The organism is Microbacterium sp. ZKA21, from assembly GCF_050434165.1.
Lineage (GTDB): Bacteria > Actinomycetota > Actinomycetes > Actinomycetales > Microbacteriaceae > Microbacterium.
On record NZ_JBNPVV010000004.1, the window covers coordinates 127,862 to 147,732 of the forward strand.

At 69.7% G+C, this 19,871-nt stretch carries 15 protein-coding genes and 1 riboswitch; of the genes, 5 read left to right on the forward strand and 10 right to left on the reverse strand.

Annotated elements, in window-relative coordinates; translation table 11 throughout:
- Both M2317_RS10130 and M2317_RS10135 read left to right on the forward strand, forming a co-directional pair.
- Complete coding sequence (locus M2317_RS10130; protein ID WP_429459788.1) at window positions 1–3,570, forward strand: hypothetical protein; 3,570 nt, start codon at window positions 1–3, stop codon at window positions 3,568–3,570.
- A 157-nt stretch (window positions 3,571–3,727) separates the two neighbouring features.
- Complete coding sequence (locus tag M2317_RS10135; RefSeq protein WP_429459790.1) at window positions 3,728–4,483, forward strand: HNH endonuclease family protein; 756 nt, start codon at window positions 3,728–3,730, stop codon at window positions 4,481–4,483.
- Between the two features lie 8 nt (window positions 4,484–4,491).
- Here the strand turns inward: M2317_RS10135 and M2317_RS10140 are convergent, their stop codons facing one another.
- Window positions 4,492–4,698: an AsnC family protein gene (locus tag M2317_RS10140; protein ID WP_406246075.1), complete on the reverse strand. Its 207-nt coding sequence runs from the start codon at window positions 4,696–4,698 to the stop codon at window positions 4,492–4,494.
- Between the two features lie 92 nt (window positions 4,699–4,790).
- On the opposite strand from M2317_RS10140, the gene M2317_RS10145 reads away from it, so the two are divergent.
- Window positions 4,791–5,822 (forward strand): LD-carboxypeptidase, encoded by a 1,032-nt coding sequence (locus M2317_RS10145; RefSeq protein ID WP_429459792.1) that lies wholly within the window; start codon window positions 4,791–4,793, stop codon window positions 5,820–5,822.
- A 109-nt stretch (window positions 5,823–5,931) separates the two neighbouring features.
- Here the strand turns inward: M2317_RS10145 and M2317_RS10150 are convergent, their stop codons facing one another.
- Window positions 5,932–7,386 (reverse strand): MFS transporter, encoded by a 1,455-nt coding sequence (locus M2317_RS10150; RefSeq protein ID WP_429459795.1) that lies wholly within the window; start codon window positions 7,384–7,386, stop codon window positions 5,932–5,934.
- Between the two features lie 87 nt (window positions 7,387–7,473).
- Complete coding sequence (locus M2317_RS10155; RefSeq protein ID WP_429459797.1) at window positions 7,474–9,210, reverse strand: glycoside hydrolase family 35 protein; 1,737 nt, start codon at window positions 9,208–9,210, stop codon at window positions 7,474–7,476.
- Window positions 9,211–9,366: 156 nt separating this feature from the next.
- On the opposite strand from M2317_RS10155, the gene M2317_RS10160 reads away from it, so the two are divergent.
- Window positions 9,367–10,356, forward strand: coding sequence for a LacI family DNA-binding transcriptional regulator (locus M2317_RS10160; RefSeq protein ID WP_429460215.1), 990 nt, complete (start codon window positions 9,367–9,369; stop codon window positions 10,354–10,356).
- Between the two features lie 165 nt (window positions 10,357–10,521).
- Here the strand turns inward: M2317_RS10160 and M2317_RS10165 are convergent, their stop codons facing one another.
- From M2317_RS10165 to M2317_RS10195, 7 genes are all read right to left on the reverse strand, one after another.
- Complete coding sequence (locus tag M2317_RS10165) at window positions 10,522–10,881, reverse strand: Fe-S protein (RefSeq protein ID WP_429459799.1); 360 nt, start codon at window positions 10,879–10,881, stop codon at window positions 10,522–10,524.
- A gap of 57 nt (window positions 10,882–10,938) precedes the next feature.
- Window positions 10,939–11,415: a 6,7-dimethyl-8-ribityllumazine synthase gene (gene ribH, locus M2317_RS10170; RefSeq protein WP_429459801.1), complete on the reverse strand. Its 477-nt coding sequence runs from the start codon at window positions 11,413–11,415 to the stop codon at window positions 10,939–10,941.
- Complete coding sequence (gene ribA / locus M2317_RS10175; protein WP_429459803.1) at window positions 11,412–12,686, reverse strand: GTP cyclohydrolase II; 1,275 nt, start codon at window positions 12,684–12,686, stop codon at window positions 11,412–11,414. Before ribA ends, ribH begins: the two co-directional genes overlap by 4 nt.
- Entirely contained in the window at window positions 12,683–13,312 is a 630-nt protein-coding gene (locus tag M2317_RS10180) for a riboflavin synthase (protein WP_429459805.1), read from the reverse strand. The genes ribA and M2317_RS10180 overlap by 4 nt, the downstream gene beginning before the upstream one ends.
- Window positions 13,312–14,349 carry a bifunctional diaminohydroxyphosphoribosylaminopyrimidine deaminase/5-amino-6-(5-phosphoribosylamino)uracil reductase RibD gene (ribD, locus tag M2317_RS10185; RefSeq protein ID WP_429459806.1) on the reverse strand — a complete coding sequence of 346 codons (1,038 nt, stop codon included), beginning with the start codon at window positions 14,347–14,349 and terminating at the stop codon, window positions 13,312–13,314. The genes M2317_RS10180 and ribD overlap by 1 nt, the downstream gene beginning before the upstream one ends.
- A 53-nt stretch (window positions 14,350–14,402) precedes the next feature.
- Window positions 14,403–14,548, reverse strand: a riboswitch (FMN riboswitch).
- A gap of 48 nt (window positions 14,549–14,596) precedes the next feature.
- A complete protein-coding gene (locus M2317_RS10190) occupies window positions 14,597–15,460 on the reverse strand; it encodes an Fpg/Nei family DNA glycosylase (RefSeq protein WP_429459808.1) in 864 nt (287 codons plus the stop codon).
- A gap of 48 nt (window positions 15,461–15,508) precedes the next feature.
- Entirely contained in the window at window positions 15,509–16,075 is a 567-nt protein-coding gene (locus tag M2317_RS10195) for a GNAT family N-acetyltransferase (RefSeq protein ID WP_429459810.1), read from the reverse strand.
- Between the two features lie 196 nt (window positions 16,076–16,271).
- Between M2317_RS10195 and mfd the strand changes: the two genes are divergently transcribed.
- Window positions 16,272–19,820 (forward strand): transcription-repair coupling factor, encoded by a 3,549-nt coding sequence (gene mfd, locus M2317_RS10200; protein ID WP_429459812.1) that lies wholly within the window; start codon window positions 16,272–16,274, stop codon window positions 19,818–19,820.
- Window positions 19,821–19,871: the final 51 nt, after the last annotated feature.

Sequence of the window (19,871 nt, forward strand, 5' to 3'; positions counted from 1 at the left end):
ATGGTCCGTTCGTCCTGGCCGGATCGCAAGGTCAGCGTGATCCTGCTCCCCAGCGGGCAGCAGGGGGAGTCGTTGCTCCAGCTCGCCGGGGAGTGGACGAGGATGGGCCTGCTCGGGCCCGCTCTCTGGGTGCGTCCCGAGAAGGTCCGACGCGCGCGATCGGGCCCGCCGCGCATCGGTGCGACGATCCTTCTGCTCGACCGGGATCATCGGATGACCGCGGTCGACGTCGATCTGTTCGAGACACTGGCGAGGGAGAGCCTCGCTCTCGTGCGGCTGGTCAAACTCCGCTCGGCCGTGCCGTCGCGCGAAGTCGACGCCGAGCAGGACGAGATCGCGGAGCAGGTGGGGGAGTACCTCGTCAAGTCCATGCCGATGGCGGTGCCGTCGGTGAGCATCGCGGATCAGCCGACCGATCTCAGCCGGCTCACGCTGATCTGCGCGCCGACCGAGTTCCAACTGCAGCAGCGCGTGGACTGGGCGGCATCCGAGTACGGGACCGTCGTCGTGGCTTCGCCGGAGGACCGCTCGACGCCGTGGTCGGGGGATGCCTTCGTCCGCGACAACGACCGCTTCGTCGGGTTCGCCCTGATGCATCTGGCGAGCGTCGCCGGGCTGTGGAACGGGGCGGGCGTCGGCAGCTTCGAGCTGGTGCAGCGCGAGGCGTCCAGCCATCAGAGCGTGTGGGTGTCGCGCGTGTTCGTCAACGCGGTGATCACCGAGGCGCTCGGCCGGCGGACGGCGGCGCAGGTGCTCGACATGGCCAGCCGTTCCGATTCGCTGCTGATCGATCCGAGCGCCGGTTCACCGCCCACGGGCACCGCGTTCATCGAGGACAGCCTCGTCTCCGGCTACGTCGACCGGATGGTGGACGCATCGATGTCGCTCGATCAGGGCGCGCTGAGCTTCCACCCGATCGACGAGGAGCGCGAGCCCGACCGCCGGCGCATCGGGATCGGCGAGCAGCTGCGTCGCTTCTCGTCGTTCGGCGTCGACAAGCTCGCGTCGATGCCGCGCTGGACGTGGCGCTGGGTCACGTCGCGCACCGGCAGAGCGCTCACGCGGCAGCTGCAGTCCGATGACGGCACGCACATCGTCGGGCAGGACTACGACGCGGTGCTGGATGCCAGGGATGCGCAGGTCATCGCGCGACGCGACGCGATCTTCGATACCGAGAAGGCCGCACGCGCGGTGATGGCGGCCCCGGTCGGCATGAGCAGCGTGCGCACGACGCCGCGGTTGTGGGCGCGGCTGCGCGAACTCGTCTTCGGCTCCCTCGACGGCAGTTCGGATCTCAGCGAGCTGGGGTTCGAGAAGATCGAGGAGAAGGTGCCGGTCTTCGGCCGCGTCTCCGATGTGTTCCCCGATCCCGACGAGGTCTGGACGATCGAAGAGGGCCCGGCGAATCTGCCCGTTCCCGTGGACTGGTACGTCCTCGCCACGGGCGAGCCCCGCACGCACCTGGCCGCGTGGGCCAGCGCCGGTGTCGGGGAGGCCCAGCAGGCGGCCAACGAGGTCGCGGCGGCCGAGCACGCGTTCCGGCTGCTTCCCGAGCCCGTCGCCGCCGCGATCCCGGGCTCGTCGGCCGCCGTCCCGCCAGCCACGGAGTCCGTGGTCGAATCGACGGTCTCGCCGATCGTCGAGCCGGTCGGCGGCGAGGAAGCGGCGCCGGTTGATGCCGCTCCGGTGACGGCGGCGCTCTCCGCCGACTCGGCATCCCGGTCGGCCGAGCTCTCCGAGCCGTCGACCCATCCGGGTGAGCAGGCGGCTTCAGAGGAGGCTGACGCGGATCCCAACGAGGTCGCGTCTCAGGGCACGTCTGTCGACCCGGAGTCGGTCGACGCGCGTCAGACGATGTCTGCCGACGAGGCCGAGATCGTGGAGCCCGACGTCGCCGAACCCGACGTCGCGGAGCCCGACGCCGCTGACGAGCCCGGCGTCGGCGCTGCGGCTGAGGCTGTCGCAACTCCGGCATCCGTTTCCACGACATCCGACACGGCGGCTGGCCAGCCGCCCGCCCCCGCCCGGGCGGTTGCTCCCGCACCCGCCCCACCGGCCGCGACAGCGCCGGAGACGCCCGAGCAGACGGCGAACCGCGAGCACCGCGAGCAGATGCAGCGCGAGATGCGCGTGCAGTGGGAGGACGCCAGAGCGCGTCGGGACGCCGCGGCGGCGCGTGCAGAGACCGCAGAGGACGAGCGTCGACGGCGCGACGGCGCACTCGCCTCGTACGACAGCTGGGCGGTGGCCAGGGATCGGTCGTTCACGTGGCGTCTGCTGTCGGCGCTCAACGCCGACCGCACCGCGGCGCAGACCGCGGTCTCGCGCTACGCCCGTGAGATCGATCGCCTGCGTGCTCCGATGCCCGGCGAACTGATCCGCCTGCGGAAGGCATTCCATCTCCGGATGCTCATCTCCTGGCTCGTGATCATCGGGGCCGTGGCCCTGGTGGAACTGCTTCCGCTGCTCATCCCGCAGCTGCGTGACTCCATGCGCCGGGTCGGCTTCTGGTATCCGGACACCTGGATGACGATCGCCGCCGCGCTCGTGATCGGTGCGATGCTGACGATGGGCTTCCTCGCCGCCTACCATCGGGGCTGGTCGACGTTCCAACGGCACGTCGACCTCACGCATGCGCACCTCGAACACATCTCGGATGCCTCGCGGCACGCCAGACGCGAGCTCGCCCGGTTGTCCTCGCTGCACCGCCAGACGGTCGACTGGCTCGACCTGCTCGCCAGAGCCGTGCACCATCCGTGGGCGATCCGACCGGAGTGGGAGTCGAAGCCGGACTACGAGGTCGCACGGGAGTCTCTGCCGTTCGCGATGAACATCGGCACCGTCGTCGAGACCGATTACGCCGCAGCGACCCGGTTGAGGCGGATGACCACCGAGCACCTGCTCCGGCGCGGCTGGCGCGCGGATGCCTTCCGGGATCTCGTGCGCGAAGTCGGCGCCGAGCTCGGCCAGGACGGAGCGTCCTTCGGCGTCGGTGCGCTGGATGATGATCTCCCGCACTCCTCGAACAACGCCAGGCGGATGCTGCGCGACGCCATGTCGCAGGAATCGGTGCTGACGCGTGTCGCGGCACCGCGGCTGCGCGAGCTGATGGGCGAGATCCAGCGGCACTCGCTGCACGGCAGCAAGCCTCGGGTCACCGCGATCGACGACGACCCCTTGGACGCGTTGGCGCAGATGACCGACCCGGTCGGCGGGGACGACGGCATCGCCTGGGATGACTTCCTGCTCGATTCGCTGGCCGGGCGCCGTGAGCCGGTGACACCGCTCAGCGCGACCTGGCTCGCTCAGCGCCAGGTGCAGGAGGGCCACCACGAGAACGTCACCAGTTACCTCGTGATGCCGGATCGTCTCGAGCGGCAGCTGGACTTCCACGATGACGCCAGGGTCGTGACGGCCCCGTTCCGCGGTTCGGGGCGGGCCGGGATCGACCTGGTGTGGCGCGTGGACGTCGCAGGTCCCCTTCCGATCGCTGCGATCGGCTTGTGGGATGCCCCGCAGCACGCGGTCGCGATCGAGGTCGACCCCGAGACCTACGACAGCGGCGTCTGACGTGGTGCCGACTCCGCCCCCGCGCGAACCGGGGGCCTACCGGTCTGCGCCCGGACGCGCCGCGCCACCGCTCGGGCGGTCTCCGGCGCGGCGCCCAGGGCGAGAGCAGGTCAGGACACGGCGTCGAGGCATCCCTGGTCGCCTGCGCGGCAGGTGGTTGCTCATCGCGATGGTCGCGGTCGTCGTCGCGGGGGCGGCGATCGGCGTCGGCATCGCGTCCCCGAATCCTTCGCCCGCGACGGGCGGACCCGCCGTGGCGCCGTCGACGGAAGCGCCGTCGGCGGGGACGGTGGTTCCGGATGCCGTGGCGACCCCCGCTCCCACGGCATCCGCACCGCAGCCCGATCCCGACGGGACTGCTCACCAGGCGCTCGGCATCCTGTCTGGCCTGGAGTCCGTCTCGGGGTACGCGCCGTACGACTACGACCGCGACCTGTTCGGTCAGCGCTGGGCGGACGTCGATCGCAACGGGTGCGATACCCGCAACGATGTCCTGGGCCGCGACCTGCTGAATCCGGTGTTCAAGGCAGGGACCCGGGACTGCAAGGTGCTGGCCGGGGATCTCATCGATCCGTACGACGGAACCGCGACCGCATTCGTCTCGGGCCAGAACACGTCGGTGCTCGTGCAGATCGATCATGTCGTGGCGCTCGGATGGGCGTGGGAGCACGGCGCCTGGGAATGGACCGACGAGCAGCGCACCGCGTTCGCGAACGACCCGGAGAATCTCGTCGCGGCCTCCCAGCACACGAATCAGTCCAAGAGCGCATCGGGGCCGTCCGACTGGCTGCCTCCCGAGCCCACCCTGCGCTGCGCGTACGTCGAGCAGTGGGTCGGAGTGCTGGGCGCCTACGCGCTGGGCATCGACGACCCCGATCGCGAAGCGGCGCGTGCTGTGCTCGAGACCTGCTGACCGGGTCGCTACGCGCGCCCGAACCGGCGGTGCGCGGCCTGCTTGCTGACGCCGAGGGCGCTCGCGATGGCCTGCCAGGAGTAGCCGGCGGTGCGCGCCCTGCGCACCTGCGCCTCCTCGGAACGGGCGATCTCGCGGCGCAGATCGGCAAGGCGGTGTAGTTCGGCGATCGGCTCGCCGGCGGGGTCCGTGGCGTTGGCTGTGCGCGTGTTCAAGATGACCTCCCGAAAGTCAACATACATTGACGGCCGTCAATCGTCAACTTCTATTGACGAATTGATGCGCCAGTTCGTGATGGGATGGAGGCATGATCGTCCCGCCCAAGCTCGTCCCCGGTGACCGCGTCGCCATCCTGTCGCCCGCATTCGCCGCACCGGCCGTCGCGCCGGCGCTGCACGATCAGGCGCTGCGCCGGCTGATCGAACTCACCGGGCTCGTCCCCGTCGAGTACCCGACCACCCGCCTGCTCGACGCGAGTCCCGAAGCGCGGGCCGCCGACGTCGATGCTGCATTCGCGGACCCGTCCATCCGCGGCATCCTGGCCACGATCGGCGGAGACGACCAGATGCTCGTCATCCCGCACCTGGATGCTGCACTCGCGCAGGCGGACCCCAAGCCGTTCATCGGCTACAGCGACAACACGAACATCCTGAACTGGCTGTGGGGCCTCGGCATCGCCGGGTACTACGGCGGCTCGACGGCCGTGCACCTGGGCCCCGGGCCCTCGGTGGATGAGATCCACGCGAGATCGCTTCGGGCCGCGCTGCTCGACGGCGGTGAGATCGAGATCACGGAGCCGGGGGAGTCCGAGGACGTCGGCCGACGCTGGGAGGACCCGCGCGCGCTGACCGAGTTCGGCGACCGCACCGCGACCGAGTCCTGGACGTGGGCGGGACCGCCCGTGCGCGTCGAAGGCCGCACCTGGGGCGGCTGCCTCGAAGTGCTCGACGAACTCGCGTGGGTCGATCGGCTGCCTGCGGCATCCGAACTGGACGGGGCGATCCTCCTCCTCGAGACGAGTGAGGAGCGCCCGAGCGCCGGCTGGGTGACGCGCTGGCTGCGCGGGCTCGGCGAACGCGGCATCCTGAACACCGTGGCCGGTGTCGTCGTCGCCCGTCCGCCGGTGAGCGACTTCGAGTTCCACCCGACGGATGCCGAGGCCCGGAGTCTGCGGGACGCGCAGCGGGATGCCGTGATCGCGACGATCGCGCGTTACAACCCGGATGCCGTGGTCTGCGTCGGCGTGCCCTTCGGACACACCCGGCCGCAGTGGGTCCTGCCGTACGGCGGCGCGCTGGTGGTCGACGGCGCGACTCGGCGCGTGTTCGCCCGCTACTGACCCGGTCAGCACCGCCCGGCGTTCGAATCGCTCGAATGACCCCGAACCGGGCTGACGAAGGGTCAATCGAGCGATTCGAACGGACGACGAAGCCGCCGCCGTGGCGTCGTTACAGCGCGGCGCCCACCCCGAGGTCGGACTCGTAGTCGTGGTCCTTGGTCTCCGGCGTGAAGATCAGGGCGATGAACGTGAGCACGCCCATCGACGACAGGTACACGCCGACGAGCCACGGCTGCCCGTCCACGAGCGCCCACAGCGCCACCGCGATGAACGGGGCGACCGCGGCGCCGAGGATCGACGACACGTTGTACGCGATCGCGGATCCCGAGTAGCGGACGTTCGTCGGGAAGAGTTCGGGCAGGAGCGCCCCCATCGGTCCGAACGTCGTTCCCATGAGCACGAAGCCGAAGATCAGGAATGCCTGCGTGAGTGCACCCGTGAACTTGGGGTCGGCCTGAGGCAGCAGGAACACGTTGAACAGCAGCCCGAAGACGATGATCGCACCCGTGGTCCACAGCAGCAGCTTGCGTCGGCCGATCGCGTCGGCGATCGGACCGGACAGCAGCGTGAAGACGCCGAAGAACACGACGCCGATGATCTGCATCAGGACGAAGTCGGTGTATCCGAATCCGAGACCCGGGTAGAACTGCGCGGCGAACGCGGCGGGATCGAACGCCTTGCCGGTCGCTTCCGCAGCGGCCTGGGCGGCGGCGGACGCCGTCTCGAGGTCGGCCGCCTTGGTGCCGTACGTGAGCGTGAAGTTCGTCATCAGGTAGAACAGTACGTAGGTCGCGAGCATGATGAACGTGCCCAGGATCAGCTGCTTCCAGTGGAAGCGGAACACGGTCACCAGCGGCAGCTTGCGGATCGCGCCCGAATCGGATGCCTTCTTGAAGGTGTCGGACTCGACGAGCTTCAGACGCACCCATAGGCCGATGATGACCATGACGGCCGAGAACAGGAACGGGATGCGCCAGCCCCACGCCAGGAACGCCTCGGACTTGAGCGCCGGGTTCTCGCCGTGCGGCAGCATCCAGTTGATGGCCAGGAACAGCACGTTCGCGATGATGAAGCCGAGCGGTGCGCCCAACTGCGGGAACGAGCCGTACCAGGCGCGCTTGCCCGCCGGAGCGTTCTCGGTCGCGACGAGCGCCGCACCCGACCACTCGCCGCCGAGCGCGAAGCCCTGAGCCAGACGCAGGATCAGCAGCAGCAGGGGAGCGACCCAGCCGATCTGCTGGAACGTGGGCAGCAGGCCGATCACGAAGGTCGCGATGCCCATGGTCAGAAGAGACGCCACCAGCGTGGCCTTGCGGCCGAACTTGTCGCCGAAATGTCCGAACACGACCGCGCCGATCGGACGGGCGACCATGGCGGCGCCGAACACGGCGAACGACGCGAGGAGTGACGCGGTGTCGTTGTCACTCGGGAAGAACAGCACCGGGAAGACAAGGACGGCCGCTGTCGCGTACGCGTAGAAGTCGTAGAACTCGATGGTCGTGCCGACCAGGCTCGCGGTGATGACGCGCGAGCGGGGGTTGGCCGGCTTGGTGACGGAACTCATGGTGCCTCCGGGGCGCTCGTGTGGGGAAAGAGCACATCGGAGTTTACGCCCGGCTGTGCGTTCCCTGTGGGATTACGACCAGTCGCGTCACTCGCTGAGGTCGCCGAGCGACGCCTCGGCGACGAAGGACGCGATCGGCTCGAGCACGTTCTCGAGCTCCAGGACGACGATGCGGTTCTCGCCGGCGACTGTCGCCGGGGCGGGCACGAACAGGGTGCTCTGCGGACCGTTGCGCCAGTACCGCCCGAGGAAGAAGCCGTTCACGAAGGCGTAGCCCTTGCTCCACGCCGACGTGTCCAGGAAGAGATCGGATGCGGCATCGAGCGTGAACGCGCCGGCGTACGCGGCGGGGCCCTCGCCGTCCGAGACGGTTCCGGTGGCGATGTCCGCTGCGATCTCCGCCACGTCCAGCGGCGTCGACGTCCAATCGGTCAGGGTCGCGCCGTCGAGGACGGGCGCGCCGATCATGCCCTTGTGCTCGCCGAGGCGATGGTCGTAGTTCACTCGGCCCTGGTCCTCGACGAGGATGCTGAGCCGCCGGCCGGCCGGGAGTTCGATGGCGCGGTCGTGGCGGGTGCGCGAGAGCGTCCCGACGCGCCGGCCGTCGACGCTCACCCACGCCAGGTCGCGGATCTCCTCGTCCACGCGCAGGATGCCGCCGGTGAAGCCCTCCGGCAGCTCGGCGTCATAACGCATCAGTGCGCTGAGGTGGCCGAGGTCGTCGAACGAGAACGGAGCATCGGATGCCGGGGCGGTGGCCGCGGCATCCGTCCACGTACCGGCGGGGTGCAGCTCGACCGAGAGCTCCGGGGCGGGCTGAGCGGCCGGCGGGACCTCGTCCGGGACGGGCGCGTACTTGGCGATCACGTCGCGCAGAGCGAAGAACTTCGCCGTCGGGTTGCCCGCCTCGTCGAGCGGGGCGTCGTAGTCGTAGGAGGTCGCCAGCGGGAGGTAGCGGCCCTTGTGGTTCGCGCCGTTAGTGAGGCCGAAGTTGGTGCCGCCGTGGAACATGTAGATGTTGACCGAGGCGCCCGCCGCGAGCAGCGCGTCGAGGTCGCCGGCCGCGGCGGCGACGTCGGTGGTGTGGTGCACGCCGCCCCACCAGTCGAACCAGCCGTCCCAGAACTCCGAGCACATGAGCGGACCGGTCCTCTGGTGCCTGCGCAGTGTCGCCAGCCGCTCGGAGCTCCGGGAGCCGAACGAACCGGTCTTGTGCAGCTCGGGAAGACTGCCGTCGGCGAGCATCTGGTCGGTGGGCTGGTCGACGCTCGTCAGCGGCACTTCGATGCCCGCGGCGCGGGTCACCCGGACGAGCTCTGCGAGGTAGGCCTTGTCGGAGCCGTAGGCGCCGTACTCGTTCTCGATCTGCACGAGAACCACGGGCCCGCCCCGGTGGATCTGTCGCGGCACGACGATCTCGTACACGCGCTCGAGGAACCCGGTCACATCGGCGAGGTAGGCCGGATCCGAGGACCGCAGCGTGCGCTCGTCGGCGTCGACCCACGTCGGCAGGCCGCCGTTGTGCCATTCGGCGCAGATGTACGGTCCAGGCCGGACGATCGCGTCCATGCCCTCGGCAGCGATGAGATCGAGGAAACGGCCCAGATCGTTCCAGCCGGTGGCATCCCACTCGCCGCGGCGCGGCTCGTGCGCGTTCCAGGCGACGTAGGTCTCGATCGTGTTCAGCCCCATCAGCCGGGCCTTGCGGATGCGGTCCTGCCACTGGTCCGGGTGCACACGGAAGTAGTGCAGTGCGCCGGAGAAGATGCGGTGGGGTGCGCCGTCGCGGAGGAAATCGGTGTCGCCGATGGAGAAGGTGGTCACGTGCCGTGCTTTCGGAGAAGAGGGTGATCGGGGTGCGGACGCACGAAGCCGTCGTTCAGCACGATGCTAGTGTGTCAACGTCAACACATGGACCGATGGGTGATCGTGTCTCCAGAGCCCCCGGCGGAATCGCCGCAGCGCCGGCGTGAACCGTCGATGGAGGACGTCGCCCGCGAGGCCGGCGTCTCAGGACAGACGGTGTCCCGTGTCGTGAACGCGCGAGGGTATGTCGGAGCCTCGACCCGGACGCGGGTCGAGGAGGCCATGCAGCGGCTGGGATACCGGCCCAACAGCGCGGCGCGGGCGCTGCGCTCAGGGCGCTTCCGCGCGATCGGCGTCGTCATGTTCTCGTTCAGCTCCTACGGCAACCAGCGCACGCTCGACGCGATCGCGGTCCGGGCGGCGCAGACCGGATACGCGCTCACGCTGATCCCGATCGAATCCAGCGCCACCGAGACCGTGGCAGGGGCCTTCCGCCGTCTCGAGGAGCACGCTGTCGACGGCATCGTGATCGTTCTCGAAGCGCACCAGCTGGACGAGTCGGCGGTGGAGATTCCGGCCGGCGTCCCCGTGGTCTTCGTCGACTCGAGCCGTGAGACCACGCGGCCCTTCGTCGACACCGACCAGGCTCAGGGAGCGCGGCTGGCGACCGAGCACCTGCTCGATCTCGGTCACGCGACGGTGTGGCATGTCGCGGGCCCGGAGAAGTCCTACTCGGCGGAGCGTCGCCGGCAGTCCTGGCAGGAGACGCTGGAGGAGCACGGATGCCGCGTGCCCGAAGCGCTCGTGGGGGACTGGTCCGCGGATTCCGGCTATCAGGCCGGCGTGCGGTTGCGGGAGGAGCCGGATGTGACCGCCGTCTTCGCCGCGAACGACCAGATGGCGATCGGCGTCCTGCGCGCATTCCGCGAGATCGGCCGGGACGTCCCGGGAGACGTCAGCATCGTCGGCTTCGACGGTCTGCCGGATGCCGCGCAGCTGTGGCCTCCGCTGACGACCGTGCAGCAGCATCCGGAGCGTGTGGGGGCTGCCGCAGTGGATCTGCTCCTCGCCGAACTGGACGGCGAGAGCATGACATCGATGCCGCTCATCGGCACGGAACTCATCATCCGCGAGAGTACGGCTCCGCCGCGCCCGCGCACCTGACGACTCCCCGCCGATCCCGGTCGCAGTTGGTGTCGGTCTCGCCTTGCTCGCGGCGTTCCGGTCGCACTTCGTGCCGCTCTGACCGCGTTTTTCCGGCGCGAAATGCGACCGGAACGCCGGTTGATCGCGCCTGACCGGCACGAACTGCGACTGGAGTGAGCGGCGTCAGCGCCAGAGCACCGCGATGGCGGCGTTCGCCGCCGTGAGAATGCCGACGAGCCAGAAGACTGCAGACGGTACCGTCGCCCCGCGCTTCTGCCGTGCCAGGCCGGAACCGACGAGGCCGCCGATCGCGATGAGGATGACGAGCTTCGTGCCGATCTTCACGTAGTTCATCTCGGCGCCCTCCGGCAGCCCCCACGGGGCCGCCAGCGCCAGCCCGGCGATGCCGGCGATCAGGAGGCCGTACTCCATGATCTTGCCGAACTGACGTTTCCCGCCGAACGCCTGCGCCGCCCACGCGCCGAACAGTGTCGCGAAGCCGATCAGGTGGATGAACAGAACGATGTGGCGCAGGGTCTCCATGACGCTCACGTTAGGCCCCTCGACGTCAATGCGCCAGGTAGGTCTGCCTGACCCCGATCAGCCGCGCAGCTGCTTCACCAGCAGCGCGGTGCGCAGCGCAGCATCCGCCGCCTCCGCGCCCTTGTCCTCCTTGGAACCCGGAAGACCCGCTCGATCGAGCCCCTGCTGCTCGTCGTCCAGCGTCAGCACGCCGAATCCGACCGGCTTTCCGGCATCCAGCGACACCCGGGTCAGGCCGTCGGTCGTCGCCGCCGAGACGTACTCGAAGTGCGGCGTCCCGCCGCGGATGATGACGCCGAGGGCGACCACGGCATCCGCTCCTCCGGCGAAGGCCGCCTGCGCGGCCAGCGCCAGTTCGAACGAACCGGGGACGCGTACGAGTCGGTGCGTGGCATGCGCGGCGTTGAGAGTCCGCTCGGCTCCCGCGATCAGGCCGTCCGTGATGACGTCGTGCCAGGTGCCGGCGATGATGACGACGTTCAGGCCGGTCGCGTCGATCGGCTCCTGCGGGGTCGGGGCTCCTGCGCCGCTCATGCCTTGTCCTTTCCGTCGGCGAGAGCCTCTGCGAGCTCCGCCTCTCCGATGATGTGACCCATCCGGTCGCGCTTGGTCTCGAGGTACTGGTGGTTGTTGGGGCCGACTCCGACGATCAGCGGCACCTGCTCGACGACATCCAGGCCGAGCTCGCGCAGCTGCTTCACCTTGTCGGTGTTGTTGGTGAGCAGACGCACCTTCGCGATGCCGAGATCGCTGAGGATGCCGGCCGCCGCCGCGTACTCACGAGCATCCGCTGGCAGCCCCAGCGCCAGGTTGGCATCGACGGTGTCGAGGCCCTCCTCCTGCAGACTGTAGGCGCGCAGCTTGTTGATCAGCCCGATGCCGCGGCCCTCGTGGCCGCGCATGTAGATCACGACGCCGCCGTCCTTCTCGATCGCGTCGAGTGCGGCATCCAGCTGCGGACCGCACTCGCACTTCAGCGAGCCGAAGGCCTCGCCGGTCAGGCATTCGGAGTGCACCCGCACCAGCGCCGTCTCGCCGGGCTCGCCCGAGACCACCGCGATGTGGTCGGTTCCGGTGACGCGATCCTTGTACGCGAGGAAGCGGAACGTCCCGTGCGCGGTGGGGACGGTCGCGTCCGCACGCAGGCTCACCCTGCGCTTGCCCGAAGCGGATGCCGCGGGCGACGTGTCGCGCGGATCGACCTCGTCCAGGTGGGCGATGAGCTGTTCGATCGTGATGACGGGGATGCCGTCGCGTTCGCCGAGCTCGATGAGGCCGGGCAGGCGCATCATGCTGCCGTCCTCGGCGACGATCTCGGCGATCGCGCCGACCGGGCGCAGGCCGGCGAGCTTCATGAGCTCGACCGCGGCCTCGGTGTGGCCGCTGCGCTCGCGGACACCGCCGTCGACGGCGCGCAGCGGCAGGACGTGCCCGGGGCGGATGATGCTCGTCGGCGTCGAGTTCGCGTTCGCCAGGACGTTCAGCGTGTGGGCGCGGTCGTGCGCGCTGATGCCGGTGGTGACGCCCTCTGCGGCATCCACACTGACCGTGTACGCGGTCGAACGGGCATCCTCGTTGGCCTCCACCATGGGCGGCAGATTCAGTTGATCGGCGAGGTCGGTGGGCATCGGAGCGCAGATGAACCCGGAGGACCACCGAACGGTCCACGCGACCCACTCCGGCGTCGCGAGCTCGGCGGACAGGATGACGTCGCCCTCGTTCTCGCGGTTCTCGTCGTCCGCGACGATCACGGGGCGGCCGGCGCGCAGGGCGTCCAGGGCCGCGGGGATGGTGGCAAGGCTCATCGCGAGCCTCCTTCCGGAGCAGAGCGGAACGCGAGCAGGCGCTCGACGTGACGGGCGACGATGTCGGTCTCGAGATTCACGGCGTCGCCGACGACGCGGGAGCCGAGCGTGGTGGCGGCGAGGGTCTCGGGGATCAGCGAGACCTCGAGCCAGTGGTCGGTCGCGCCGGCGTCGCTCACTGCGCTCACCGTCAGCGATGTGCCGTCGATCGAGATGGAGCCCTTGTCTACGACGAGCGGGGCGAGATCGACGGGGAGCGCGACCCGCAGGACGCTCCACTGGTCGCCGGGACGCACCTCCACGATGCGGCCGATACCGTCCACGTGCCCCTGCACGATGTGTCCGCCCAGGCGTGCACCCACCGGCATCGCCTTCTCGATGTTGACGGTCGCTCCGACGGATGCCGAGGCCAGCGCCGAGACGTCGAGCGTCTGCTTCATGACGTCCGCGTCGAAGGTCTCCGGCGTCGAGTCGACGACCGTGAGGCAGACGCCCGATACCGCGATGGACTCGCCGTGGAAGGCGTCTGCGGCCGCGCCTGCTGCGCGGACGGTGAGCCGCCATCCGTCTCCCGATGGGGCGATGGCGGTGATCTCGCCGATCTCGGTGATGATTCCGGTGAACATCAGCTTCCTTCTTCCCTTGCGTCGGAGTCGGCCGGGCGGGCGATGACGAGCAGATCGGCGCCGAGCGGCATCCACTCGTCGACGGTGAGGCGTCGCGCTTCGGCGATCGACCCCACACCGATATCGGTGAGGGCCAGGCGCGCACCGCCGAGCAGCACGGGGGCGACGTACACGAGGATCTCGTCGGCCAGCCCCGCAGCCACGAAGGCACTGGCCAGCGTCGGCCCGCCTTCGATGAAGACCCGCTGGATGCCGCGCCGGTGGAGTTCGGCGAGGACAGCGTGCAGATCGTGGGTGTCGAAGTGCAGCGGCGGGTGCGGATGCCGGTGGATCGCGGCATCCGCGGGGATGTCGCGCGACCCGATCACGACGGGAATCGGCTGGTCGGGCAGCAGCGCGTCGCCATCGCGGGCGGTGAGGGAGGGGTCGTCGGCGAGGAGCGTGCCCGTTCCGACGACGATCGCTCCGGATGCCGCGCGCCGGCGGTGCACATCTGCGCGCGCCGAGGGGCCGGTGATCCACTGGCTGGTGCCGTCGTCCGCCGCGGCGCGTCCGTCCAGACTCTGCGCCCACTTCACGGTGACGTGCGGGCGGCCGAGGCGCTGGGCGGTCAGCCAGTCCGCGATGACGGTGCGCGCGGCATCCGCCTGCTCGCCGGCTTCGACCTCGATACCGGCGGCGCGCAGGCGCTCGGCGCCGCCCCCGGACGCGGCCCCTGGGTCGTCCAGCGCGTAGACGACGCGGCTCACGCCGGCGTCGATCAGCGCGAGAGCGCAGGGTCCGGTGCGTCCCGTGTGGTTGCAGGGCTCGAGGGTCACGACGGCGGTCGCTCCGCGTGCGGCACCCGGTTCGAGATGGGAGAGCGCGTCGACCTCGGCGTGCGCGGTTCCGGCCCCCCGGTGCCAGCCCTCGGCGATGATCTCGCCGTCGGGGGAGAGGAACACGGCTCCGACCTGCGGGTTGGCTCCTCGTGGGCCGCGGACGGCGAGTTCGAGAGCGCGGGTCATCGCCCGGCGCTCAGACTCGGTCACTGCCATCGGTCATCCTCTTGGTCAAGGTTCCCGGGGTGGCCGAGGACGCGCGTGCGCGCCCCGTGCTGCCTCCTATCCGGACTAGCGAGATGGTTCTCGCATCACCGTCGGTTCCGGAATTCCACCGGATCGGCGTCTCGGATGAATCGAGACGTTCGCGGACTGTCACCGCCGGTTCGGATTCTCACCGACCCCGGAGCACGTGTGCTGCTCTGAGTGTAGTCAACGCGCCTGGGCGGATTTCATTCCGTGACTATTTCAGCAGCCGCGACAGCCGCCGATCGGCGAGCACCTTGCCGCCGGTCTGGCAGGTCGGGCAGTACTCGAGCGAGCGATCGGCGAAGAACACGCTGCGCACGATGTCGCCGCACACCGGGCACGTCTCACCTCTGCGGGCATGCACCTGCATCCCGCGGCGCTTGGCGTCCTTGAGATCGGCGGGCGGCTTGCCGGATGCCTCGGCAACGGCATCGCGCAGCGTCTCCTGCATCGCGGAGTACAGCCGATCGATCTCGCCGTCGTCGAGCGTCGCGGCGATCGCGTACGGCGACATGCGCGCCGCGTGCAGGATCTCGTCGCTGTAGGCGTTGCCGATGCCGGCGATCACGCCCTGGTCGCGCAGGAGCCCCTTGATCTGCATGCGCCTGCCGGAGAGCAGGCCGGCGAAGACGTCGCGGCCGAACTCGGGCGCGAGCGGATCGGGGCCGAGGCGCGCGATGCCCGGTACGTCCTGCGGGTCGCGCACGACGTGGACGGCGAGCGACTTCTTGGTTCCTGCTTCGGTCAGATCGAACCCGCTGCCGTCGTCGAGCGCGACGCGGAGGGCGATCGGGCTCTTTCCCGGCTTGATCAGGGTCGTCGGCAGTTCCTCGTACCACCGCAGCCAGCCCGCCTTCGCGAGATGGAACACGAGATGCAGGTCGTCGCCGCAGGCGAGGTCGATGAACTTGCCGTGCCGTGCGGTGCCCGTGATCGTCGCACCGTGCAGCGCCGTGTTCGGCGGATCGAACGTCTTCAGCGCGGCGATCGCACCGACGCTGGTCCTCGTGATCGTGCGACCTGTCGCGCGCTCGCCGAGGAAGTCGACGAGTCCCTGGACCTCTGGCATCTCAGGCATGAGGACATCCTGTCACCGGCATCCGACGTCGTCACCCCCTGGCCAGGTTCACGCCAGTACTGGCCAGTCCACAGGCGTGCGGTCGTCGGTCGCCAGAAGTCCCGCGAACCAGCCGTCGTCGCGGCCGCGGGGGCTGGTCAGTGCGAGCCTCTGGAAGCCCTCGTAGTGGAATCCGAGCGACCGTGCCGTGCGTGCCGACGCCACGTTGCCGGCCACAGCGCGCCAGCCGAGGCGCACCATGGCGCGATCCGCGAACGCCCAGTCGATGACCTTTCGCGCGGCCTCGGAGAGGTATCCGTGCCCGCGGGCCCCGGCGACCATCCAGAACCCGATCTCGGCATCCGTCCCTGCCGGGTGCGCGTTCACGTGGTGCAGACCGATCATGCCGATCAGTTCGCCGTCGGCACGGATGCTCCAGACGAACTCGCCCTCTTCGGCCCAGCCCGTCGCGATCAGCCCCACGAAGTCCTCTGCGTGCTCGCGCGTGTACGGGCTGGGAACGGTCGTCCACCGGGGGATCTCCGGATCCTGGCACGCCGCCGTGATCGCGTCGACATCGGATGCGGTCGGTGCACGCAGTTCGAGGCGGTCGGTTCTCAGCACGACGGGTTCCATCCCGGCATCCTATGAGGTCGGGCCCGGCTGACCCGTGCCGAATATCGGACGGCACGTGTGAGAACCGGCGTGTCCGGGGCTCCCGACGAGGCGACACACCGGCCGCACCGCGACCCTTCCGGAACTCGGCACGGCCACCGACCCGTGATGCGTCGGACGCCGCGCCGACGTCGGAGGGGCGGCATAAGCTGGTCCGGTGACTGTTCCGGGGATTCTGCGCGCCTTGGAAGAGGCGTCTCTGTATCGTGACGCCTTGACCTGGGCGCAGACCGACGCCGACCTCGGCATGGTCGACGGGCTCGACGCGCCGGCGCTCGCCGGGCTGCTCGGCAGGCGGGCGGCGAGTGGGCATCCGGCCGCCCTGCTGGCCGTCGCCCCGACCGGCCGCCGCGCCGAGTCGCTCGCCCAGGCGCTGCAGTCCTACCTGCCGGATGCCGAGATCCTCGCGTTCCCCGCGTGGGAGACGCTCCCGCACGAGCGCCTGAGCCCGAGCCCTGACACGGTCGGCCGCCGCCTGGACACGCTGCGGCGCATCACCACCTGGACCGGTGAGCGTCCGCTCGTCGTCGTCGCCTCCGTACGAGCCGCCCTCCAGCCCATCGCCGGCAATCTGGGGGACGCTGCTCCGCTCGAACTCGTCCTCGGCGGGCGCGGCATCGAGCTCGAGCAGGCGGTCGAGCAGCTCGTCGAGCGGGCGTACACGCGCGTCGACATGGTGTCGCGCCGTGGTGAGTTCGCCGTCCGCGGCGGCATCCTCGACGTGTTCCCCGCGACATCCGAGCACCCGTACCGCGTCGAGTTCTTCGGCGACGAGGTCGACCAGATCCGCGCGTTCTCGGTCGCCGACCAGCGATCGCTCCCCGGCGATGTCGACCGCGTCGATCTGCCCGCCAGCCGGGAGCTGCTGCTCACGGCGGACGTCCGCGAGCGCGCCCGAGCGCTCGTCGGCGCGTTCCCCGCGATCGCGGGGATGCTCGAGAAGATGGCCGAGGGCATCCCGGTCGAGGGCATGGAGTCGCTGCTGCCCGCTGTGGCGGGCCCGCTCCAGTCCCTGGTCGAGTACCTGCCGAAGGGGGCCGCGACGGCGATCGTCGACCCTGAGCGCTCGACAGCCCGCGCGCAGAGCCTGGGCGACACGAATCGCGAGTTCCTGGATGCCGCGTGGAGCGCCGCCACGTCCGGCGCGTCCGCGCCGATCGACCTCGGCGCCGGCGACTTCCTCACGGTCGCCCAACTGCGCGAGGTCGTCTCCGAGCGCGACGGCGTGTTCTGGCGGCTGAGCCCGTTCGCGACGGATGACACGGATGCCGAGAACATCGATGCCTCGATCATCCCGTCCTTCCACGGCAACGTGGACGGCGCGATCGCGTTCGTCGAGGCCAGGATCACGGACGGCTGGCGCGTCGTGGTCATCGCGTCCGGTGCAGGACTCGTGGACCGGGCGCGCGATGTGCTCAGCGACCGCGGCGTCGCCGCCCGCATCGTCGAGAGCCTGGACGAGGCGCCGGCCAACGGCGTCGCGACCCTCGTCACGGGATCCGTCGAGAGCGGATTCCAGGTGCCGGACGCGAAGCTCGCCGTCCTCACAGACAACGAGTTCTACGGCCGGACGATCGGCGGTGATCAGCGCGTCGTCAAGAAGCTCGCCTCGCGCCGCAAGAACGTCGTCGACCCGCTGCAGCTCAAGCCGGGCGACCACGTGGTGCACTCCACGCACGGCATCGCGCGCTTCGTGGAGATGACCCAGCGCGAGGTCTCCACCGGCGGCCGCAACGCCACCAAGACCACCCGCGACTATCTCGTGTTGGAGTACGCGCCCTCCAAACGCGGCTACCCGGGCGACAAGCTGTACGTGCCCACCGATCAGCTCGACCTGCTCTCGAAGTACGTCGGCGGCGAGGCGCCGGTGCTCTCCAAGATGGGCGGCAGCGACTGGTCGGCGGCCAAGGGCAAGGCGCGCAAGGCCGTCCGCGACATCGCGGTCGAGCTCGTGAAGCTGTACTCGGCCCGCATGTCCGCGAAGGGGCATGCCTTCGGACCGGACACCCCGTGGCAGCGGGAGCTGGAGGAGGCGTTCCCGTTCGCCGAGACGCCGGACCAGTTGCAGACGATCGATGAGATCAAGGCCGATATGGAACGGCCCATCCCGATGGACCGCCTGCTGTCCGGCGACGTCGGCTTCGGCAAGACCGAGGTCGCCGTGCGCGCGGCGTTCAAGGCGATCCAGGACGGCAAGCAGGTCGCGATGCTCGTGCCGACGACGCTGCTCGTGAAGCAGCACCTCGAGACGTTCACCGAGCGCTTCGCCGGGTTCCCGGTCAAGGTGCGTCCGTTGTCGCGCTTCCAGAGCGACAAGGAGGCACGTCTGACGCTGCAGGGCCTGATCGACGGCTCGGTCGACATGGTCATCGGCACCCACCGCATCCTCACCGATCAGGTGATGTTCAAGGACCTCGGGCTCCTGATCGTCGACGAGGAGCAGCGGTTCGGCGTCGAGCACAAGGATGCGCTGAAGAAGATGAAGACGAACGTCGACATCCTCGCGATGAGCGCGACCCCGATCCCGCGCACGCTGGAGATGGCGGTGACCGGCATCCGGGAGATGTCGACGCTGCAGACGCCTCCGGAGGACCGGCATCCGATCCTGTCCTTCGTCGGTGCGCGCAGCGACAAGCAGATCACCGCCGCGATCCGGCGCGAGATCCTCCGCGAGGGTCAGGTCTTCTTCGTGCACAACCGGGTGCAGTCGATCCAGCGGATCGCGAGCGAGCTCGCCGAGCTCGTGCCCGAGGCGCGCATCGCCGTCGCGCACGGCAAGATGGGCGAGCACCAGCTCGAGCAGGTGGTCGACGACTTCTGGGAGCGCAAGTACGACGTGCTCGTGTGCACCACGATCGTCGAGACGGGCCTGGACATCTCCAACGCCAACACGATCATCATCGACCGGGCGGACAAGTACGGGCTCAGCCAGCTGCACCAGCTGCGCGGTCGCGTCGGACGCGGCCGCGAGCGCGCGTACGCCTACTTCCTGTACGACGACGGCAAGGAACTGTCCGAGACGGCGGCCGACCGCCTGCAGACCATCGCGATCAACAACGACCTCGGCTCGGGGATGCAGGTCGCGCTGAAGGATCTCGAGCTGCGCGGCGCCGGCAATCTGCTCGGCGCCGAGCAGGCCGGCCACATCGCCGGGGTCGGGTTCGACCTGTACCTGCGGATGATCGGCGAGGCCGTTGCGACCTTCCGCGGGGAGGAGACCGAGACCGGCACCGAGCTGCGCATGGAGCTGCCGGTGGACGCCCGCATCCCCGAGAGCTACATCGACAGCGAGCGGCTGCGGTTGGAGGCCTACCAGAAGCTGTCCGCGGCGTCGGCTGCGACCGCGAAGGACGACGCGATCGACCTGGTGCGCGAGGAGCTCATCGACCGCTACGGCACGCCGTCGGACGAGGTCGAGGGCCTGTTCGCGATCGCACGTCTGCGCCGCAGGGCCGCCAAGGCAGGACTCGCTGATGTCGTCGCGATGGGTTCGAATCTTCGGGTCGCTCCGGCGCGCCTGGAGGATTCGATGAAGGTCCGCCTGCAGCGGCTGTACCCGAACGCCAAGCTCGTCGGCGGGGGAGAGGCGCTCGTCGTGCCGCTTCCACGTCCGGGCGGCGAAGCGCCGACGGATGCCGGCCTGCTCGAGTGGGTCGCTCAACTCTTCACTGCGCTTTTCCCCGAACCGGTGCCCGCGGCATCCTGACCCGCGTCGGCACGGTCTGCCGCGCAGGACGGATGCCGGAGTACGCTGACG

Coding starts and splice junctions, on each gene's coding strand:
- M2317_RS10130 (WP_429459788.1), top strand. CDS start 1: ATGGTCCGTTCGTCCTGGCCGGATCGCAAGGTCAGCGTGATCCTGCTC.
- M2317_RS10145 (WP_429459792.1), top strand. CDS start 4,791: ATGATCGTCCCGCCCAAGCTCGTCCCCGGTGACCGCGTCGCCATCCTG.
- M2317_RS10150 (WP_429459795.1), bottom strand. CDS start 7,386: ATGAGTTCCGTCACCAAGCCGGCCAACCCCCGCTCGCGCGTCATCACC.
- M2317_RS10160 (WP_429460215.1), top strand. CDS start 9,367: ATGGAGGACGTCGCCCGCGAGGCCGGCGTCTCAGGACAGACGGTGTCC.
- M2317_RS10165 (WP_429459799.1), bottom strand. CDS start 10,881: ATGGAGACCCTGCGCCACATCGTTCTGTTCATCCACCTGATCGGCTTC.
- ribH (WP_429459801.1), bottom strand. CDS start 11,415: ATGAGCGGCGCAGGAGCCCCGACCCCGCAGGAGCCGATCGACGCGACC.
- ribA (WP_429459803.1), bottom strand. CDS start 12,686: ATGAGCCTTGCCACCATCCCCGCGGCCCTGGACGCCCTGCGCGCCGGC.
- M2317_RS10180 (WP_429459805.1), bottom strand. CDS start 13,312: ATGTTCACCGGAATCATCACCGAGATCGGCGAGATCACCGCCATCGCC.
- ribD (WP_429459806.1), bottom strand. CDS start 14,349: ATGGCAGTGACCGAGTCTGAGCGCCGGGCGATGACCCGCGCTCTCGAA.
- M2317_RS10190 (WP_429459808.1), bottom strand. CDS start 15,460: ATGCCTGAGATGCCAGAGGTCCAGGGACTCGTCGACTTCCTCGGCGAG.
- M2317_RS10195 (WP_429459810.1), bottom strand. CDS start 16,075: ATGGAACCCGTCGTGCTGAGAACCGACCGCCTCGAACTGCGTGCACCG.